The following is a 15794-nucleotide window of genomic DNA, read 5'->3' as shown; positions in this document are numbered from 1 at the left end:
TTGCTTTTTTAATAGTGTGTGCTCACTTAAAATTTAACGTTGGCGCTTTGTTTTGTTCAGTTTTCAAAGAGCAATTTGCTCGCCGTCTCTCTTAGCGACTTTAATATCTTAACACCTTATTACTACTTCGTCAATAACTTTTTTAAAAAAGTTTTTTTCATTCTTTTTCAAAAGCTATTACGTTGCAGCAACTTTTATAATATACCAGCGTATAAATCAATAGTCAATAGATTTTTTGAATATAATTCACATTTAAATATCATTACTGATTCCACTTGGATAAATTCGTTTTTCCTCTCATATACATCAGGCATTCCTCCTCGGTGCTCACCCTTTTAAACAGCCTGAAAAGAATATTATATTTCTCGTTTATTGCCCTTTTGACTAAGTGATCGATTCTGTCATCCTGCAAATCGAATAGTATTTCATCCATCTCTCTTTTTAAAAGGTACTCCAATTCCATCTTTTCCTTGTCATTAATCAATAAACCGAGCATGGCTCACACCTCCATCAGTCATCTTTCCCCATTCCCATCAATTTTATGAATTTTCAACTGATTTTTTTGCATAACAATAATCCTCGCGCATAAATTTGAAGACAAGAGTACTTTGGACAAGGGGATGGATTAATGAAATTTTTCATGGTGCTTCAAGCCAAGAACATCAAATATTATTCGTTAATTTTGCTTACGGCACTTTTTACCGCTTGGTTTCTTTTTGTACAAAACATTCTTCATGCCCCCGTTTTTTCTACAGAAGATGGGCCAAAAGCGGTTTATAAAGGGGAAAAGAATGTTGCGATCACGTTCAATATTGGCTGGGGTGATGAGAAAGCCGCTCCAATAATAGAGACACTAAAAAGAGAAAAGATTAAATCCGCCACTTTTTTCCTCGCGGGATCTTGGGCTGAACGTCATCCGGACATAGTAGCTGAAATTGTGAAAGAAGGATATGAAATCGGCATGCTTGGTTATGATTATAAGGATTATTCCGAAATGGAAGATCAAGAAATCATCCGGGATATTTCTAAAGCCCAGGAGGCATTTAAAAAACTTAATGTAAAGAATATAGAACTTTTGCGTGCTCCCACCGGCCACTTTGATAAACGCCTCTTAAAGATCAGCGAGAATTTCGGATATACCGTTGTCCATTGGAGCATCGATTCAAAGGATTGGACCAATCCAGGTGTGGATCGGATCGTTCAGAACATCACCAAGGCCCAAAAGGGTGATATCATCTTATTACATGCTTCAGACTCAGCAAAACAAACGAATAAGGCTTTACCGGAGTTACTAAGTGAACTTCGATCAAAAAATTTAAACTTCGTTAACGTTTCAGAGATGATTTCCAATTCATCAGCAAGCAGTGAGGAAATCCGCTGACTGAAAAAACTGCGTACTAATGGTCTCCAAAACCATTAGTACGCAGTTTTTTGTTTTGACTTCCTTATGTATAGACCTACTTACAATAGGTTAGCTGCCTTTACCTAGTTCACCGGCTTTCATCTTTCCCTTAGCCGGGATTTGCTTACTCCCTCTTTTACTGGCCAATTCCCTTTGTGAACGTTCAATCAATTTGCTCAGAACCAATAATTGATAAGCATTGCAGACTAGCAACGGAAACAGCATGAAGTAAAGCCAGCTTTCATCATTGGCACTTAGGACAGGTATCCACTCCAAAACCGTGACCACGACCATGAAAAATAAAGCCGGTATGAACGACTGTTTATTCGTTTGTTTCATTTTGAAATAAGCTGTAATAAGCCCTGCGGCCAATACAACCAATGCTAACACGATGTAGGAACTGATCCCCTCGCCTGAACCAAAGCTGAGATATCGCAGGTAAACAAGATCAAATACAACAAAAAGAATGAGTACAAGTTGAACGGCATTCCATAATGAAGCGCTTTTAAATATCCCCAGACCAAAACGATGTATCGTTAAATAGGCAAAAAAGCCGGCTTGGCTTATGACACTGAAAATTAATCCAACACCGAATAACCAAATAAAAGTTGATAGGATGGCACTGACTTCAAAAGAAGAAAAATAAGGCTTAAACTCACTCCACCGAGCCAAGAACCCTACAACTCCGCCCGTTACACCACCTATAAGCAATGTTGTTAAAAACAATTTAACTAAGTTACGGCTGTTCATTGTTTTCCTCCATACATTTCTATTTCATTTCCTTAATTGTACCAACCAAATTTGGAAAAATCCACTTATTCCACCAAGGAATAATATCGCCGATTGGAACCATATTAACAGTAAGAAGGATGAAAGGGGCCCTGCGTATGAGAGTGGGAGTTGCTTTGCTTTTCACGTCATTCTTACTCGTTTGTTCCGGTTGTGCTCAAAATGGAGCAGGCGCAGAAAAAATGGAGTATGAAGAGACAAAGAAAATGATCGTCGATATCCTGAAGACAGATGATGGAAAAAAAGCCATCCAGGATATCATTACTGATGACAAAACGAAAGCTGAACTTATTATGGATTCGGAAGACATTAAGAAATCCATTGAAGATATGGTCACTTCAGATAAAGGGAAGGAATTTTGGAAAAAGACATTTAATGATCCGGAATTTGCTTCCGCTTATGCTAAAGCATTAGAAGACGAACATAAAAAGGTATTGAAGGACTTAACTGCTGATCCTCAGTATCGTGGAATGCTCATGGAAATAATGAAAGAACCGGATATGGAAAAAGAAATGAATAAATTATTAAAAACAAAGGAAATGCGGTCTGTCTATAAAGAGCTGATCATCGAAACCATGGAGAGTCCTCTCATCCAGGCGAAAATGCAAGAGAAGTTGGATAAAGCAGCCACTAAAGCGGTAGAGAAGGAGAAAAAGTAAAAAGAATGAAAAGAGGCTGATTCCAATCGGAATCAGCCTTCTTTTCATTGTAGTTTTTCAATGACCTTTTTGGCAATATCTTCGTAAATCCTACCGAGTCTATGGTCCGCTGCGTAAATGGATGGAGCAAAGTCCTCTTCGTTCCAATCTGGCTGTTGTAGGGGAAGTTGACCTAAAACTTCTGTACGAAGCTCTTCTGCAAGCTTCCGGCCGCCGCCTTTTCCGAATACATACTCTTTTTCACCGGTCGTTTTACTTTCGAAGAATGACATATTCTCTATGACACCGATGACTTCGTGTTCTGTCTTGATGGCCATGGCACCAGCTCTTGCCGCAACGAAGGCTGCAGTCGGATGCGGTGTCGTAACGATGATTTCTTTACATGAAGGGAGCATCGTATGAACGTCCAAAGCAACATCGCCTGTACCCGGCGGTAAGTCAAGGACCAAATAGTCCAAATCTCCCCATTCCACTTCATTAAAGAAACTGTTAAGCATTTTACCCAGCATCGGTCCTCTCCAGATGATCGGCGCGTTATCCTCTACAAAAAAGCCCATTGAGATAACTTGAACGCCAAACCGTTCTACAGGAATGATTTTTTCCCCGCGAACAACCGGTCTTTTTGTTATCCCCATCATATCAGGTACGCTGAATCCATAAATATCGGCGTCAACCAGTCCGACCTTTTTACCTAAACGAGCAAGTGAAGTAGCGAAATTCACTGAAATCGTGGATTTTCCCACTCCGCCTTTACCACTGGCGATCGCGATGAATTGTGTTTTGCTGTTAGGTCCAAGCAAACCTTGGTCTGCTTCATCCTGAGGAATACTTTCACGATGCTTGGCTAACTCCTCTTCTGAAAGCTCCGTGAAACGGATACCTACCGATTCCGCTCCGTTCGTTTTCAGCAAGTCCACAACTTCCGATTGCATTTGCATTTGTTCGGCAGTCCCCGTTTTCGCAATCGCAAGTTTAACGCTTACATGATTCTTTTCAGGTTTTATTTTGATTTCTATAATTCCATTTGTTTCTTCAAGGTTTTTATGTAGAAAAGGGTCTTTAAGATCCTTTAATAAATTCAGTACTTTCTCTTCTGTTAACAAGTCGAGCACCCCTTTGAATTTTATTTTCCCATTTTTCAGTATAACATATAACGGGAAGAAAGCTTATTATCTGCCCCGCATGCGAAACCTGATGATTCTCCCCATAATAAAAAGGCCTTGTACCTTACAAGACCCAGACATTACTCTTCATCCGATAGTTTTCCCTCTGTAAAGTACCGTAAAATACCCATATAAATCGAACTGGCCACCTTTTCCTGATACTTATCACTGATAAGGCGTTCCCTTTCCTCTGAATTGGAAAGAAATCCAATTTCCACAAGAGCTCCCGGTTTCTTGGCATAATTCATCAAATACACATGATTAATCGTTTTTGCATCACGCTTTGTATTTTCCAGGTTTCTAATGATTTCAGTCTGAATGAATTTTGCCACCTGTTCATTTTCCTCAAACCTGTTTGTATAAAAGGTCTGGGCACCTTTCGATGACGCTGATGGAAAAGAGTTCAAATGGATGCTTAAGAATAAGTCCGCTTCCGAATCATTGATCATTTCAACCCGATTTCGTAAGTCCTCCTGTTTTCGCTGGCGGATTCCCTTTGTATTTCCCTGTGCCAAATCCTCATCCTTCTCACGTGTCATGATGACAAGGGCACCCTGTTCCTGTAAATAGTCCCTGACCTTTAATGAAACGGAAAGGGCAATTTCCTTTTCCATAACCTCTTGCACATTTGCCCCGCCGTCCATTCCTCCGTGACCTGCATCCAGAATGATGACCTTACCTGCCAACGGAAGGTTCCAGGAGTCCCAAGAATCATCTTCAACAAATTTAAAAGTCACAATTAAAAAAAGGACAAACAATCCCATAGCGATCCCTGTATATTTCAGCTTTTTGCGCATGACCGTTCCCCTTCCATGATCTCTCTACTAAAAAGTATGGGACAAACCATGAAATTAGAACAAGGAATGGGATTTTTGCCTTCTTAATGCAGTTTCATTTTATATCGTTTTTCTCCAGTCTTAAAGCCGTCCAGCCACCAATCCCCAACAAACCCTTCACAACAATAAAATAAACCTTCATCGAAAGCGTTATTCGCTGTAACTTCCCGCCAATATAAAATAAAGTTAAAAAGAGTATCGACCAAAAACTTCTCTTCCTTCCAGCACCTGGACCTTACATCTTCTTCCGACTCACCGTAATAGCCAAACTTACTATAGTTTGCTCCTAATAAATAAGACTCGATGGCAACATCAAAGTAGCCTTCCTCCAAAACATCCATCAAATCCTGTCCGAAGTAACGCTGAATCCTTCCCTTCATATCCTCGATAGAAAGTTCCCTGAGCAACCTACGTTCGAACTTCAATTGCCTTTCCCTTTGCATCTCCTGTAAACCTAATATCACAGCCATAATTCACCTCCGGGGCATTCCCCATTTTCCAAAATTATTTCCCAAGACATAATTTTAGTTTTAGCGTTCTATTTTGAACCATTCATTTATTCCATTGGCAAAAAATAATGAGGATAGGTTCGGCAGATAATTGAAAAAGACATATCGATATGCAATATGATATGAAACCTGTTAAAGTGCAGACTGCACAAGGAACTTAATGTTAGAAAACTCGGGGTTTTCTCCCGTAACCAGCCACTCAGGCAGCCACCCGAGTCTGACCTTGCCGACTTGGGTCGCTCACTGCGCATGTCTATTTGGACCTTGATCAATACTAATTATTCATGTCGTGTTCTTCCTTAAACTTAAGCCAGCCATCCTCCATGACAACTTCAGGCTTTATGGTCTATTAAGATAAAAAGGACATCCATGGTTAACGGATGTCCTCTTCTCAAATGATATAACATTTTATAATAGCGAATTCATTTAATACCCGCTTACTTAGCAGGATGTCTTTTTAAACTGCCTGAGGTTCAGAGCGCAGTACAACATCCAAAGATGGTGCAATACAAAGTTTGAAACGGCTTCCTATTTTTGTTCCACTTTATATCTGTCCAGCTCTTTTCTTTAATCGACCAGCAAGTGGCACTACAATTATTCCAGCTATTACGACCTGCATCACGTTTCCAGGGACGGAGCCGAATGGCTGTATCCAGTTACCGTAAAGGATAACTTCAGCAAAATAATAGCCCACGATTTTTATGATCAATGCAACGGCAACGGCCATAGTGTAAACAAGTTCTCTTTTGCCCGGTACCTTTTCGGATATAAGGCCTGCTAGAAAGCCCATTGCTCCTGCGATGACGAATGTAAACGGTGCCCATGCTGCCCATCCAGAGAAAAGATCGAAGAAGGCCATACCGAAGGCGCCTGCTATCGCTCCTGTTTTTTTGCCATAAACCAAAGCGGCTATAAAAAGGGGAACGTTACCCAGATGGATCAGGCCGCCGTTACCCATTATTGGGAGCTTAATGTTGATGAACATTGTCGCTACAAGGGTTAATGCAATGAATAGCGCATTGATGACCAAGGCTTTTGTTTTAGTTGTTTCAATCGGTGAGTATGTTGAATTCATATGAAGTCCTCTTTCTTTTTTTAAGTATTATCATACTCCTAAACAGGAACTTAATAAATATCGATTTCACAAAAAATTCTGTATTCCACAAATAAACTCATGTGTAAACAAATGGAACATAACTATCACCAACACCTGAAACCCCCTCACCGCGGCGTTTCATTTGCATTGAGTCTGGAAGACCGGGATGGAACTATAATAACTCAGAAGGTTCATGGGGCATGATGTGGTCAAATCTTTTTCCGGGCATAAAAAGACCCCCAACCAAATTATTGAACAAAACTGCGACCTTAATGAAATTCAGGGTCCATTCAAAAGGTTTTAGAATCATTGCACTCTGTACATTAAATAAATTTGGTTGGCAATATAATCTGAACTAAAATGAAGCCCCTTTCTTAACCACCATATTATAATGCCAACCAATGAGGCCGTTTTAATATCAATGTCAACATAATCAGCAGGTAAATCCTTCTTAGTATTCTTCCTTCTTATTTCTACTAATTGCTTTAATAAAGAAAACAATTGTTCCTCAAACTGATTCGTCTTAAATAAAATAAGTAAATAATTTCGATGGATATATAAATAATCAAGTAATTGTGTTAGCTGTTGTTTTTCTGATAAATCTTTTGCATGTATTAAAGCAAAAATTTTATCAGAAAGCTCATTTAAAATCTCATCGGTGATTTGCGTTAGTAAATCTTGAATATCCTGATAATGCAGGTAAAATGTTGTCCGGTTTAATCCTGCTTCGGCTGCGATTTTCTGAACCGTTAAATTTGAAATAGCAGGGTCCCCGGATAAGAGAGCAATTACAGCGTTCTTAAACATTTCCCTTGACCGAATTGTACGAGGATCTTCTTTCTTAGGAATAGACATTTTTAACTCCTTTATAGATTTTCTTCGACTTTCTCAACAGCATAAATTCCTATGTCGATTAGTGAACATTTTCAAGAAAACTGTTCATGGTAAGCAACATATATTTTTGTTACCATCGATTTTATCGACACGATGTTGAGAATGCAAGTCAAAAGTAAAGGAGTTTACGAATGAAAAATGATATAACAGAAAGAAATAAAAAAATTTTATTAATTGTACTGATTGCTGGCTGTTTTTTATCAACATTAAATCAGACTTTATTAAATGTTGCATTGAGTGGTTTAATGGACATATTTCATGTAACGGCTGCAACTGTACAATGGTTATCAACAGGATTTATGCTAGTAAACGGTGTTTTAGTGCCGATTACGGCTTTTTTAATGAAACGGTTTACAACAAGGCAGCTATTTATTAGCTCGATGTTCTTTTTGTTCATCGGATCTGCACTTTGTGCATGTGCGGTCAATTTTGGCATGCTGTTAACGGGAAGAATGATTCAAGCAATTGGTGCCGGGATTATAATGCCTCTAATGATGACAGTTATTTTATATTTATATCCTAGCGAAAAGCGTGGAAGTATTATGGGGACAATCGGCTTTGCGATAATTTTCGCTCCAGCCATAGCTCCTACCTTATCTGGTTTTATCATTGAATATGTTTCATGGAGATGGTTATTTATTGGGTTAACCCCATTTATAATAATCGTCATTGTTCTAGCGTTCAAATATTTAATGAATGTTGCAGAGACAACAAAAGCAAAATTAGATATCACAAGTGTCATTTTATCAACGATTGGTTTTGGCTCCATATTATTTGGATTTAGCAGCGCAGGAAGCAAGGGATGGGATAATCTCGTTATCATTACTACAATAATCGCCGGAATAATCGTGACGGCTCTATTCTGTTTACGTCAAATGAAATCATGCGATCCATTATTAAATTTATCTGTATTTAAGTACAAAGTTTTTACGCTCACATCTTTCATCAATGTACTAATTACGATGATTATGTATGCCGATTTAATTCTTTTACCAATTTACTTGCAGAATGGACGAGGTTTTACAGCATTTGAAGCAGGTTTACTGTTATTGCCTGGAGCTGTGATTAATGCCTTCTTGTCCCCTGTCACTGGTAAAATGTATGATAGATACGGTGCTAAACCACTCTTTATTTCAGGTTTAGTATTTATCATTGTTTCGATGTGGGGAGTCATAGATATAAACGAATCCACAACCTATATCTACTTAATGGTCCGTACCATTATATTACGAATTGGATTAAGCTTTATTACCATGCCTTTAAATACAGCAGGGTTGAATGCTTTACCAAGAGAATTGGGTTCCCATGGTTCAGCTGTAAATAATACCATTCGCCAATTGTCAGGTGCTATTGGAACAGCAGTTGTCATCACAGTATATACAATGCAAGCAACTTCACATGCTTCTGAGCTATCAGTGCAAAATGAAAATATTACAGCTATACAACTAGAGGCATCAGCTTCTATCTTTGGCTCAAGTGATGCCTATGTTTTTATGTTGATCCTATCTTTTGTGGCGTTAATTTTTGCATGCTTTATGCCGAAAAAAGCCGCAATTAAAAAAAGTGAAAGTGAATCCCCTAACTAAAATCGTTAACAATACGATCTTTATAATAAAGCATATCCGGGATATCCCGGGATATGCTTTATTATTTTTAATATATAAGTTCATGGACCGTGATGTGATCAAAATATTTTTCCGGACAAAAAAAAGACCCCAACCAAAATGGTTGAGAGCCTTTCGAAACGGTAATAGAATTAACGTTTTGAGAACTGAGGTGCACGACGTGCGCCTTTAAGACCGTATTTTTTACGTTCTTTCATACGTGGGTCACGAGTTAGTAAACCAGCAGTTTTAAGAGATGGACGGTATTCTGGATCAACTTGTAGCAATGCACGAGCGATACCGTGACGGATTGCTCCAGCTTGACCAGTGTATCCACCACCGCTAACGTTTACTAGAATGTCGTAATTTCCAGTAGTTTCTGTTGCAACTAGTGGTTGGTTAACAACTTCACGTAATGCTGCAAAAGGAATATATTCATTGATGTCACGACCGTTAATAACGATGCGACCTTCGCCTGGTACTAAACGTACACGAGCTACTGAGCTCTTACGGCGACCAGTACCATAATATTGAACTTGTGCCAAGATAGTAACCTCCTTAGTAATTATCCGCGTAATTCGTATACTTCTGGTTGTTGAGCAGCGTGTGGGTGCTCAGCTCCAGCGTATACGTGTAATTTTTTGTAGATTTGACGACCAAGAGAATTCTTTGGAAGCATACCTTTGATAGCAAGTTCAAGCATTCTCTCAGGGTAGTTTGTACGCATTTCAAGAGCAGTTCTAGTTTTAAGACCGCCTGGATGCATAGTGTGACGGTAATAAATTTTATCTGTCAATTTTTTACCAGTCAAGTGGATTTTTTCAACATTGATAAGAATTACATGATCACCAGTGTCAATGTTCGGTGTAAAAGTTGGTTTATGTTTACCACGTAAGATGGATGCTACTTCAGTAGAAAGGCGACCTAAAGTTTTGCCTTCAGCGTCAATCACATACCATTTACGTTCTACTTCATTAGCTTTCGCCATAAATGTCGTACGCATGGTTAACCTCCTAAAAAACTTTTTAATTTTTTATATTTATTTTCAATCACAATAAACTTCCGGGGCTTATCGTGGGATTAAAATACATACCATATTATATTAACTTCTCCCAGATTCATTGTCAAGGGAATGTTACACTAGGATAAGTTGTCTATAAAACACTCTCTGCAACTCCATGAAAAGGTCAGTATAGCGACAAAGCGCTCCATTACTGATTTCATCCCGTTTTCCAATTGTAAAAAAACTGGTATCAATTCGAAAATATTTTTATTTGTAAAATACTTTCCATAAATATAAGCCTTGGGCCGGCGCTGTTTTCCCTGCAAAACTGCGGTCCTTTTTGTCCAAAATCCCGCTCATGTCACGGGGTGACATCTTGCCGCTGCCGACATCCAGGAGCGTCCCAACCAAGATACGGACCATATTATACAAAAAACCTTCGCCAACGAAGCGGAAAACCATGAAATCATCGCTCTCTTCAAAATCGATTTCTTTTATGGTTCGAACTTTATCGACCACTTCCGTTTTTGCCGAACAAAAACTTGTAAAGTCATGTGTCCCTATCAAGTAGGAGATTGCTTCCCTCATCGCCTCCCCATCTAATGGGTAGGGATAATGATAGGCGTAATTTCTTTGGAACGGATCCCGTAGTTTCGAACGGGCTATGACATAACGGTACTCTTTCCCAGTTGTATGGAACCTCGCATGAAAATCGTCAGGCACGATTTCGACTTCCAGAACGATGATATCGGTCGGAAGAAGGGCGCTGAACGCCTTTACCCAATTTTTAGTAGGGAATGTAAGGGGCGATTCAAAGTGAAGTACTTGCCCCTTTGCATGGACCCCTGAGTCTGTCCTGCCTGAAGCAGTCACTTTTATAATTGTGCCTTTATGCATTTGGGCCAAGACTGCCTCGAATTCACTTTGTATGGTGCGTTTCTCTGGCTGCACCTGATAACCAGCAAAATCCGTGCCGTCATAAGCGATCACACATTTATATTTTGGCATAGTTCTCTTCCTTATTATGAACGTAATAAAAATAACATGACCGTTAGAACACCTATTGACACCATCAAAAGACTATCAATCGTCTTCCAGTCCAATTGGCGATATTTCGTGCGGCCTTCCCCGCCACGGTATCCTCTTGACTCCATGGCAGTTGCCAATTCCTCCGCCCGTTTGAACGAACTGACAAATAAAGGAACAAGCAGCGGTACAATCGATTTAACCCTGTCCTTTATCGGGCCAGATGAAAAGTCGACGCCCCTTGCAGTTTGGGCCTTCATGATTTTTTCCGTTTCCTCCATTAGCGTTGGAATGAATCGAAGGGCAATGGACATCATCAATGCCAGTTCATGTACAGGCATCTTCCACTTTTTCAAGGGCCCTAACAGCTCTTCCATCCCATCTGTAATGGATATCGGGGATGTCGTCAAAGTTAAAAGTGACGTAACAAGGATTAGTAAAGTAAATCTAACGGATATGAAAAAACCTTGAATCAGACCGCCTTCATAGATTTCAAACCAACCGTATTCAAAAAGCAATTCCCCTTCTTTCGTAAACAATATATGGAGAAGGAATGTAAATACGATCAAGAAAAAGATTGGTTTTAACCCATTATATAGATAGCGAAGCGGTATTTTGGAAAGACTGATCAAAAGGATGGTGAATACAGCAAGCAAACCGTAAGAAACGACATTATTCGCCAAAAAGACGACACAAACAAACAGGAACACGAGGAGCAATTTAGCCCTTGGATCCATCTTGTGCATCAGTGAATTTTTAGGGACATAACGCCCGATAATCATTTTATCCAGCATCAGCGGTTCCCCCGTTTCATGGCTTTATCTATTTCTATCGCTAAATCACCGATATTAAGACATGGATGATCAAATCGAACACCAAGTTCCTTCTGGAGCTTTAGTTGAAAACGGACCGTATCAGGAACATCCAGGCCCAGCTCCATTAATTGTTCCGGCTCTGAGAAAATTTCCTGGGGGGTTCCTTTTTTGAACACCGTACCCTTATGCATGATAATGATGTCATCCGCATACTTGGCTGCATCCTCCATGCTATGTGTCACAAGAATCGTTGAAATGCCCCTTGCTTTATGCAGATCATAAAACATATCCATGATTTCTTTGCGTCCTCGCGGATCCAGTCCCGCTGTGGGTTCATCAAGTACCAATACTTCCGGCTCCATGGCAAGTACCCCAGCGATGGCCACCCGCCGCATTTGTCCGCCGGATAAGTCGAATGGAGATTTCCCAAGAATCTCCTCATTCAATCCGACTTGCGCGATGGCTTTCCTGGCCAGTTTCTTAGCATCGATTTCAGAAACGCCAAAATTCATAGGTCCGAAACATATATCCTTTTCAACCGTTTCATCAAATAATTGATGTTCCGGAAACTGAAAAACAATTCCGACCTTTTGCCTTATTGGCCGCAAAGCCTTTTCTTTTCTTCCGGCTTCAATCGTCCGATCCCCAATGAAAACCCGACCCTTCGTAGGTTTTAAAAGAGCATTCAAATGCTGCAGTAGCGTGGATTTCCCGGACCCTGTATGCCCGATGATTGCGGTATAGGTTCCCGGCTCCATTGAAATATTGACATCATGAAGGGCTAGATGTTCAAAAGGAGTATTCACTTGATAGCGGTATTCTACATCATCGAGTGTAATTCGCATAAATCCTTCACCAACTCTTCCTCTGTCAAATGCCCATCAACTACACGAACACCATTTTTTTGTAACTCCTTGGTTAGTTTCACTGAAAAGGGAATATCCAGACCAAGAGCAATCAATTCTTCCTCTAACTCAAAAATATCCTTAGGCGGTCCTTCACGATATAACCGACCTTGGTTCATGACTATCATTCGATCAGCTTTCACTGCTTCCTCAAGATCATGGGTGATTGATATGACGGTGATCTCGTTTTCCTGTTTTAATTCCCTAACTGTTTCAAGCACTTCTTCACGGCCTCTTGGGTCAAGCATGGAGGTTGCTTCATCTAAGATGATTATGTCTGGCTGCAAGGCTATAACACCTGCTATGGCCACTCTTTGCTTTTGACCGCCGGATAGATGGTGCGGCTCTTGATTAAGAAAGGCATTCATTTTAACCTTATTTAACGCACCATGAACACGCTCCACCATAACCTGCTGAGAAACACCGGCGTTTTCTAAACCAAAAGCCACATCATCCTGAACTGTAGTGCCTACAAATTGATTATCTGGGTTTTGAAAAACCATGCCAATTTTCTGGCGTACATCCCAAACGGATTCTTCTGTCAAAAGTTGATCATTAATCGTAATGGTACCTGAGTTAGCGAACTGAAGACCATTCAGTAACTTTGCTAATGTCGACTTGCCAGAGCCATTATGTCCGACAATCGCAAGCCACTCCCCCTGATGAATATCAAAAGAAACATCATCCAAGGCGTTTCGAGACTGACCCTCATATTTAAAAACAATATTATTTAAAGAAACCAGCTTCTTCATTATGTGGCCCTCCTCATCCTCGACTGCACTCGTCTAAACTAAACTCTGCTCACTCCATATAAATATAAAGATAGTAGTTTTTCCTTCTGAAAATATAAAAAAACGCTGCACCCCTTCCACCGAAAGAATTTTCGGTAAATTAAGAGCAGCTAACAGCGGGCCTGTTACGAAAAACAGGTTATCTTATTATCGCTTATCAAAAGCGGGAAGGGATGCTTGAGCTAGACGTGAAGGCTCCCTGCATAATACAGGTTCCGCCAGCCATCGTAACACTCAATGCGAATTTCTAGATGACAGAATTTCTATTTTAAAAAAAGAAAAAGGGCATAGAACAAGTGAGTATATTCATTTGTCCCGCCCTTTTTCATCGTTGTTATTAAACTAATTCAATAACCACGACTGGTGCACCGTCACCGCGGCGTGGACCAACTTTCATGATACGAGTGTATCCACCTTGACGTTCTTCATAACGTGGAGCCACGTCACTGAATAGTTTTTGAAGGGCATCTGTGCCATTCTCAGCGTCAGCGATTTCGTTACGGATGAAAGATGCAGCTTGACGGCGTGCATGCAAGTCACCACGTTTACCAAGAGTGATCATTTTATCTACTACAGAACGTAATTCTTTTGCACGTGCTTCAGTAGTTTCAATGCGCTCATGGATAATAAGATCCGTAGCTAAATCACGAAGTAATGCTTTACGTTGTGCGCTAGTGCGTCCTAACTTTCTGTAACCCATTAGAGATTCCCTCCTTTGTTGAAGTTCTATATTGTGTGTCTATAACAAGGCTCACAACATAATGGATTGATCCGCCATGTTATCAGTCGTCTTTACGAAGACCTAAGCCTAATTCTTCTAGTTTCGCTTTCACTTCTTCAAGTGATTTACGTCCTAGATTACGTACTTTCATCATATCTTCTTCCGTTTTATGAGCTAGCTCTTGAACGGTATTGATTCCAGCACGTTTCAAGCAGTTGTAAGAACGAACAGAAAGGTCTAATTCTTCGATCGTCATCTCAAGAACTTTTTCTTTTTGATCTTCTTCTTTTTCAACCATGATTTCAGCATTTTGAGCTTCATCGGTTAAACCAACAAAGATATTTAAATGCTCTGTTAAAATCTTAGCTCCAAGTGCTACCGCTTCTTGCGGACCAGTACTGCCATCAGTCCAAACATCGAACGTTAACTTGTCAAAGTTAGACAACTGTCCAACACGTGTATTTTCAACTTGGAAAGATACGCGTGAAACTGGAGTGTAAAGAGCATCGATTGGAATTACACCAATTGGCTGGTCTTCTCTCTTGTTTTGAACAGCAGGAGTGTAGCCGCGGCCGCGACGTGCAGATAAACGCATACGCATATGACCGTTTTTACCAATTGTAGCAATATATAAATCCGGATTAAGAATTTCTACATCACTATCATGAGTGATATCAGCAGCCGTGATGACTCCGTCACCTTGAACGTCAATTTCCAGCGTCTTCTCTTCATCAGAGTAAATCTTTAGAGCTAGTTTTTTCACATTAAGAATGATAGATGTTACATCTTCCACGACGCCTTCAATTGTTGAGAACTCATGTAGCACTCCATCAATTTGTATAGCTGTGACAGCAGCACCTGGGAGTGAGGATAAAAGGATACGACGTAAGGAGTTACCCAATGTAGTACCATACCCACGCTCTAGTGGCTCTACGACGAATTTACCGTATTTGGTATCGTCGTTGATTTCAACCGTTTCGATTTTTGGTTTTTCTATTTCGATCATCAATAAACCCTCCTTCAAAACGTCAAAACCCCGGCAAGTAAACCAAGTCACTTAAACCGAAATTCCCCATGTATACGTTCCCGCTGTGCGCAACAACTGAAAATTAATCTTCTGTAAGAACGCAAACTCAGTATTATATCCCATTATTGACAGGAATACAAAATCTATACAGAAAAATTAAACACGGCGACGTTTTGGTGGACGGCATCCGTTATGTGGAACTGGAGTTACATCTTTAATTGCAGTTACTTCTAGGCCAGCAGCTTGAAGTGCACGAATAGCAGCCTCACGTCCAGCACCAGGTCCTTTAACTGTAACTTCAAGAGTTTTCATACCATGTTCAATTGATGTTTTAGCAGCTGTTTCAGCAGCCATTTGTGCAGCGAATGGAGTGGATTTACGAGATCCACGGAATCCTAGAGCTCCAGCACTTGACCAAGAAATAGCATTACCATGAGAGTCAGTGATCGTAACGATAGTGTTATTGAATGTTGAACGAATATGTGCAATACCAGTTTCTATATTCTTTTTCACACGACGTTTACGTGTATTAGTTTTACGTGCCATGAAAAGTA

Annotated in this window: 19 protein-coding genes; 3 read left to right on the top strand and 16 right to left on the bottom strand. The window is 40.1% G+C overall.

Going from position 1 to position 15794, the window contains the following annotated elements; genetic code table 11:
• Window positions 1-262: 262 nt before the first annotated feature.
• The gene (locus ACFX4I_RS20815) at window positions 263-496 is read right to left on the bottom strand and encodes a hypothetical protein (RefSeq protein ID WP_230301718.1); all 234 of its coding nucleotides are present in this window, start codon (window positions 494-496) and stop codon (window positions 263-265) included.
• A 132-nt stretch (window positions 497-628) separates the two neighbouring features.
• Here ACFX4I_RS20815 and pdaB point away from each other — a divergent pair, with 132 nt between their 5' ends.
• Entirely contained in the window at window positions 629-1381 is a 753-nt protein-coding gene (gene pdaB, locus ACFX4I_RS20810) for a polysaccharide deacetylase family sporulation protein PdaB (RefSeq protein WP_230301717.1), read from the top strand.
• A 90-nt stretch (window positions 1382-1471) separates the two neighbouring features.
• Here pdaB and ACFX4I_RS20805 read toward each other — a convergent pair whose 3' ends face one another.
• On the bottom strand, window positions 1472-2152 hold the full coding sequence (locus ACFX4I_RS20805) for a KinB-signaling pathway activation protein (RefSeq protein ID WP_377422743.1): 681 nt from the start codon (window positions 2150-2152) through the stop codon (window positions 1472-1474).
• Between the two features lie 137 nt (window positions 2153-2289).
• On the opposite strand from ACFX4I_RS20805, the gene gerD reads away from it, so the two are divergent.
• A complete protein-coding gene (gene gerD / locus ACFX4I_RS20800; RefSeq protein WP_230301715.1) occupies window positions 2290-2850 on the top strand; it encodes a spore germination lipoprotein GerD in 561 nt (186 codons plus the stop codon).
• Window positions 2851-2894: 44 nt separating this feature from the next.
• On the opposite strand, the gene ACFX4I_RS20795 is transcribed toward gerD, so the two are convergent.
• The 5 genes from ACFX4I_RS20795 to ACFX4I_RS20775 form a co-directional block, all read right to left on the bottom strand.
• On the bottom strand, window positions 2895-3953 hold the full coding sequence (locus tag ACFX4I_RS20795; RefSeq protein ID WP_377422741.1) for a P-loop NTPase: 1059 nt from the start codon (window positions 3951-3953) through the stop codon (window positions 2895-2897).
• Between the two features lie 140 nt (window positions 3954-4093).
• Window positions 4094-4810: an N-acetylmuramoyl-L-alanine amidase CwlD gene (gene cwlD, locus ACFX4I_RS20790; RefSeq protein WP_230301713.1), complete on the bottom strand. Its 717-nt coding sequence runs from the start codon at window positions 4808-4810 to the stop codon at window positions 4094-4096.
• Window positions 4811-4893: 83 nt separating this feature from the next.
• Window positions 4894-5319 carry a DUF2521 family protein gene (locus ACFX4I_RS20785; RefSeq protein WP_230301712.1) on the bottom strand — a complete coding sequence of 142 codons (426 nt, stop codon included), beginning with the start codon at window positions 5317-5319 and terminating at the stop codon, window positions 4894-4896.
• Between the two features lie 583 nt (window positions 5320-5902).
• Entirely contained in the window at window positions 5903-6433 is a 531-nt protein-coding gene (locus ACFX4I_RS20780; protein ID WP_377422738.1) for an ECF transporter S component, read from the bottom strand.
• A gap of 327 nt (window positions 6434-6760) precedes the next feature.
• Window positions 6761-7309 (bottom strand): TetR/AcrR family transcriptional regulator, encoded by a 549-nt coding sequence (locus ACFX4I_RS20775; RefSeq protein WP_377422736.1) that lies wholly within the window; start codon window positions 7307-7309, stop codon window positions 6761-6763.
• A gap of 170 nt (window positions 7310-7479) precedes the next feature.
• Here ACFX4I_RS20775 and ACFX4I_RS20770 point away from each other — a divergent pair, with 170 nt between their 5' ends.
• Window positions 7480-8934, top strand: a complete 1455-nt coding sequence (locus ACFX4I_RS20770; RefSeq protein WP_377422733.1) for a DHA2 family efflux MFS transporter permease subunit — start codon at window positions 7480-7482, stop codon at window positions 8932-8934.
• Window positions 8935-9104: 170 nt separating this feature from the next.
• Here the strand turns inward: ACFX4I_RS20770 and rpsI are convergent, their stop codons facing one another.
• From rpsI to rpsK, 9 genes are all read right to left on the bottom strand, one after another.
• Window positions 9105-9497 (bottom strand): 30S ribosomal protein S9, encoded by a 393-nt coding sequence (rpsI, locus tag ACFX4I_RS20765; RefSeq protein WP_057915234.1) that lies wholly within the window; start codon window positions 9495-9497, stop codon window positions 9105-9107.
• Between the two features lie 20 nt (window positions 9498-9517).
• Entirely contained in the window at window positions 9518-9955 is a 438-nt protein-coding gene (gene rplM, locus ACFX4I_RS20760) for a 50S ribosomal protein L13 (RefSeq protein ID WP_034304960.1), read from the bottom strand.
• Window positions 9956-10222: 267 nt separating this feature from the next.
• A complete protein-coding gene (gene truA, locus ACFX4I_RS20755; protein ID WP_377422731.1) occupies window positions 10223-10963 on the bottom strand; it encodes a tRNA pseudouridine(38-40) synthase TruA in 741 nt (246 codons plus the stop codon).
• Between the two features lie 14 nt (window positions 10964-10977).
• Window positions 10978-11775 carry an energy-coupling factor transporter transmembrane component T family protein gene (locus tag ACFX4I_RS20750; protein WP_230301708.1) on the bottom strand — a complete coding sequence of 266 codons (798 nt, stop codon included), beginning with the start codon at window positions 11773-11775 and terminating at the stop codon, window positions 10978-10980.
• Entirely contained in the window at window positions 11775-12641 is an 867-nt protein-coding gene (locus ACFX4I_RS20745; protein WP_377422728.1) for an energy-coupling factor ABC transporter ATP-binding protein, read from the bottom strand. The genes ACFX4I_RS20750 and ACFX4I_RS20745 overlap by 1 nt, the downstream gene beginning before the upstream one ends.
• A complete protein-coding gene (locus tag ACFX4I_RS20740; protein ID WP_377422749.1) occupies window positions 12617-13456 on the bottom strand; it encodes an energy-coupling factor ABC transporter ATP-binding protein in 840 nt (279 codons plus the stop codon). The genes ACFX4I_RS20745 and ACFX4I_RS20740 overlap by 25 nt, the downstream gene beginning before the upstream one ends.
• 373 nt (window positions 13457-13829) lie before the next feature.
• Window positions 13830-14192: a 50S ribosomal protein L17 gene (rplQ, locus tag ACFX4I_RS20735; protein WP_034304973.1), complete on the bottom strand. Its 363-nt coding sequence runs from the start codon at window positions 14190-14192 to the stop codon at window positions 13830-13832.
• An 82-nt stretch (window positions 14193-14274) separates the two neighbouring features.
• Window positions 14275-15219 (bottom strand): DNA-directed RNA polymerase subunit alpha, encoded by a 945-nt coding sequence (locus ACFX4I_RS20730; protein ID WP_034304976.1) that lies wholly within the window; start codon window positions 15217-15219, stop codon window positions 14275-14277.
• Window positions 15220-15396: 177 nt separating this feature from the next.
• The gene (gene rpsK / locus ACFX4I_RS20725) at window positions 15397-15786 is read right to left on the bottom strand and encodes a 30S ribosomal protein S11 (protein ID WP_028390438.1); all 390 of its coding nucleotides are present in this window, start codon (window positions 15784-15786) and stop codon (window positions 15397-15399) included.
• Between the last annotated feature and the right edge of the window lie 8 nt (window positions 15787-15794).

Origin of the sequence: Peribacillus sp. YIM B13472 (genome assembly GCF_042788005.1) — a bacterium.
In the GTDB taxonomy this organism is placed as follows: domain Bacteria; phylum Bacillota; class Bacilli; order Bacillales; family DSM-1321; genus Peribacillus; species Peribacillus simplex_E.
Note: the sequence above shows the minus strand (reverse complement) of the source record. Positions and strands in the feature narration are given on the sequence as shown.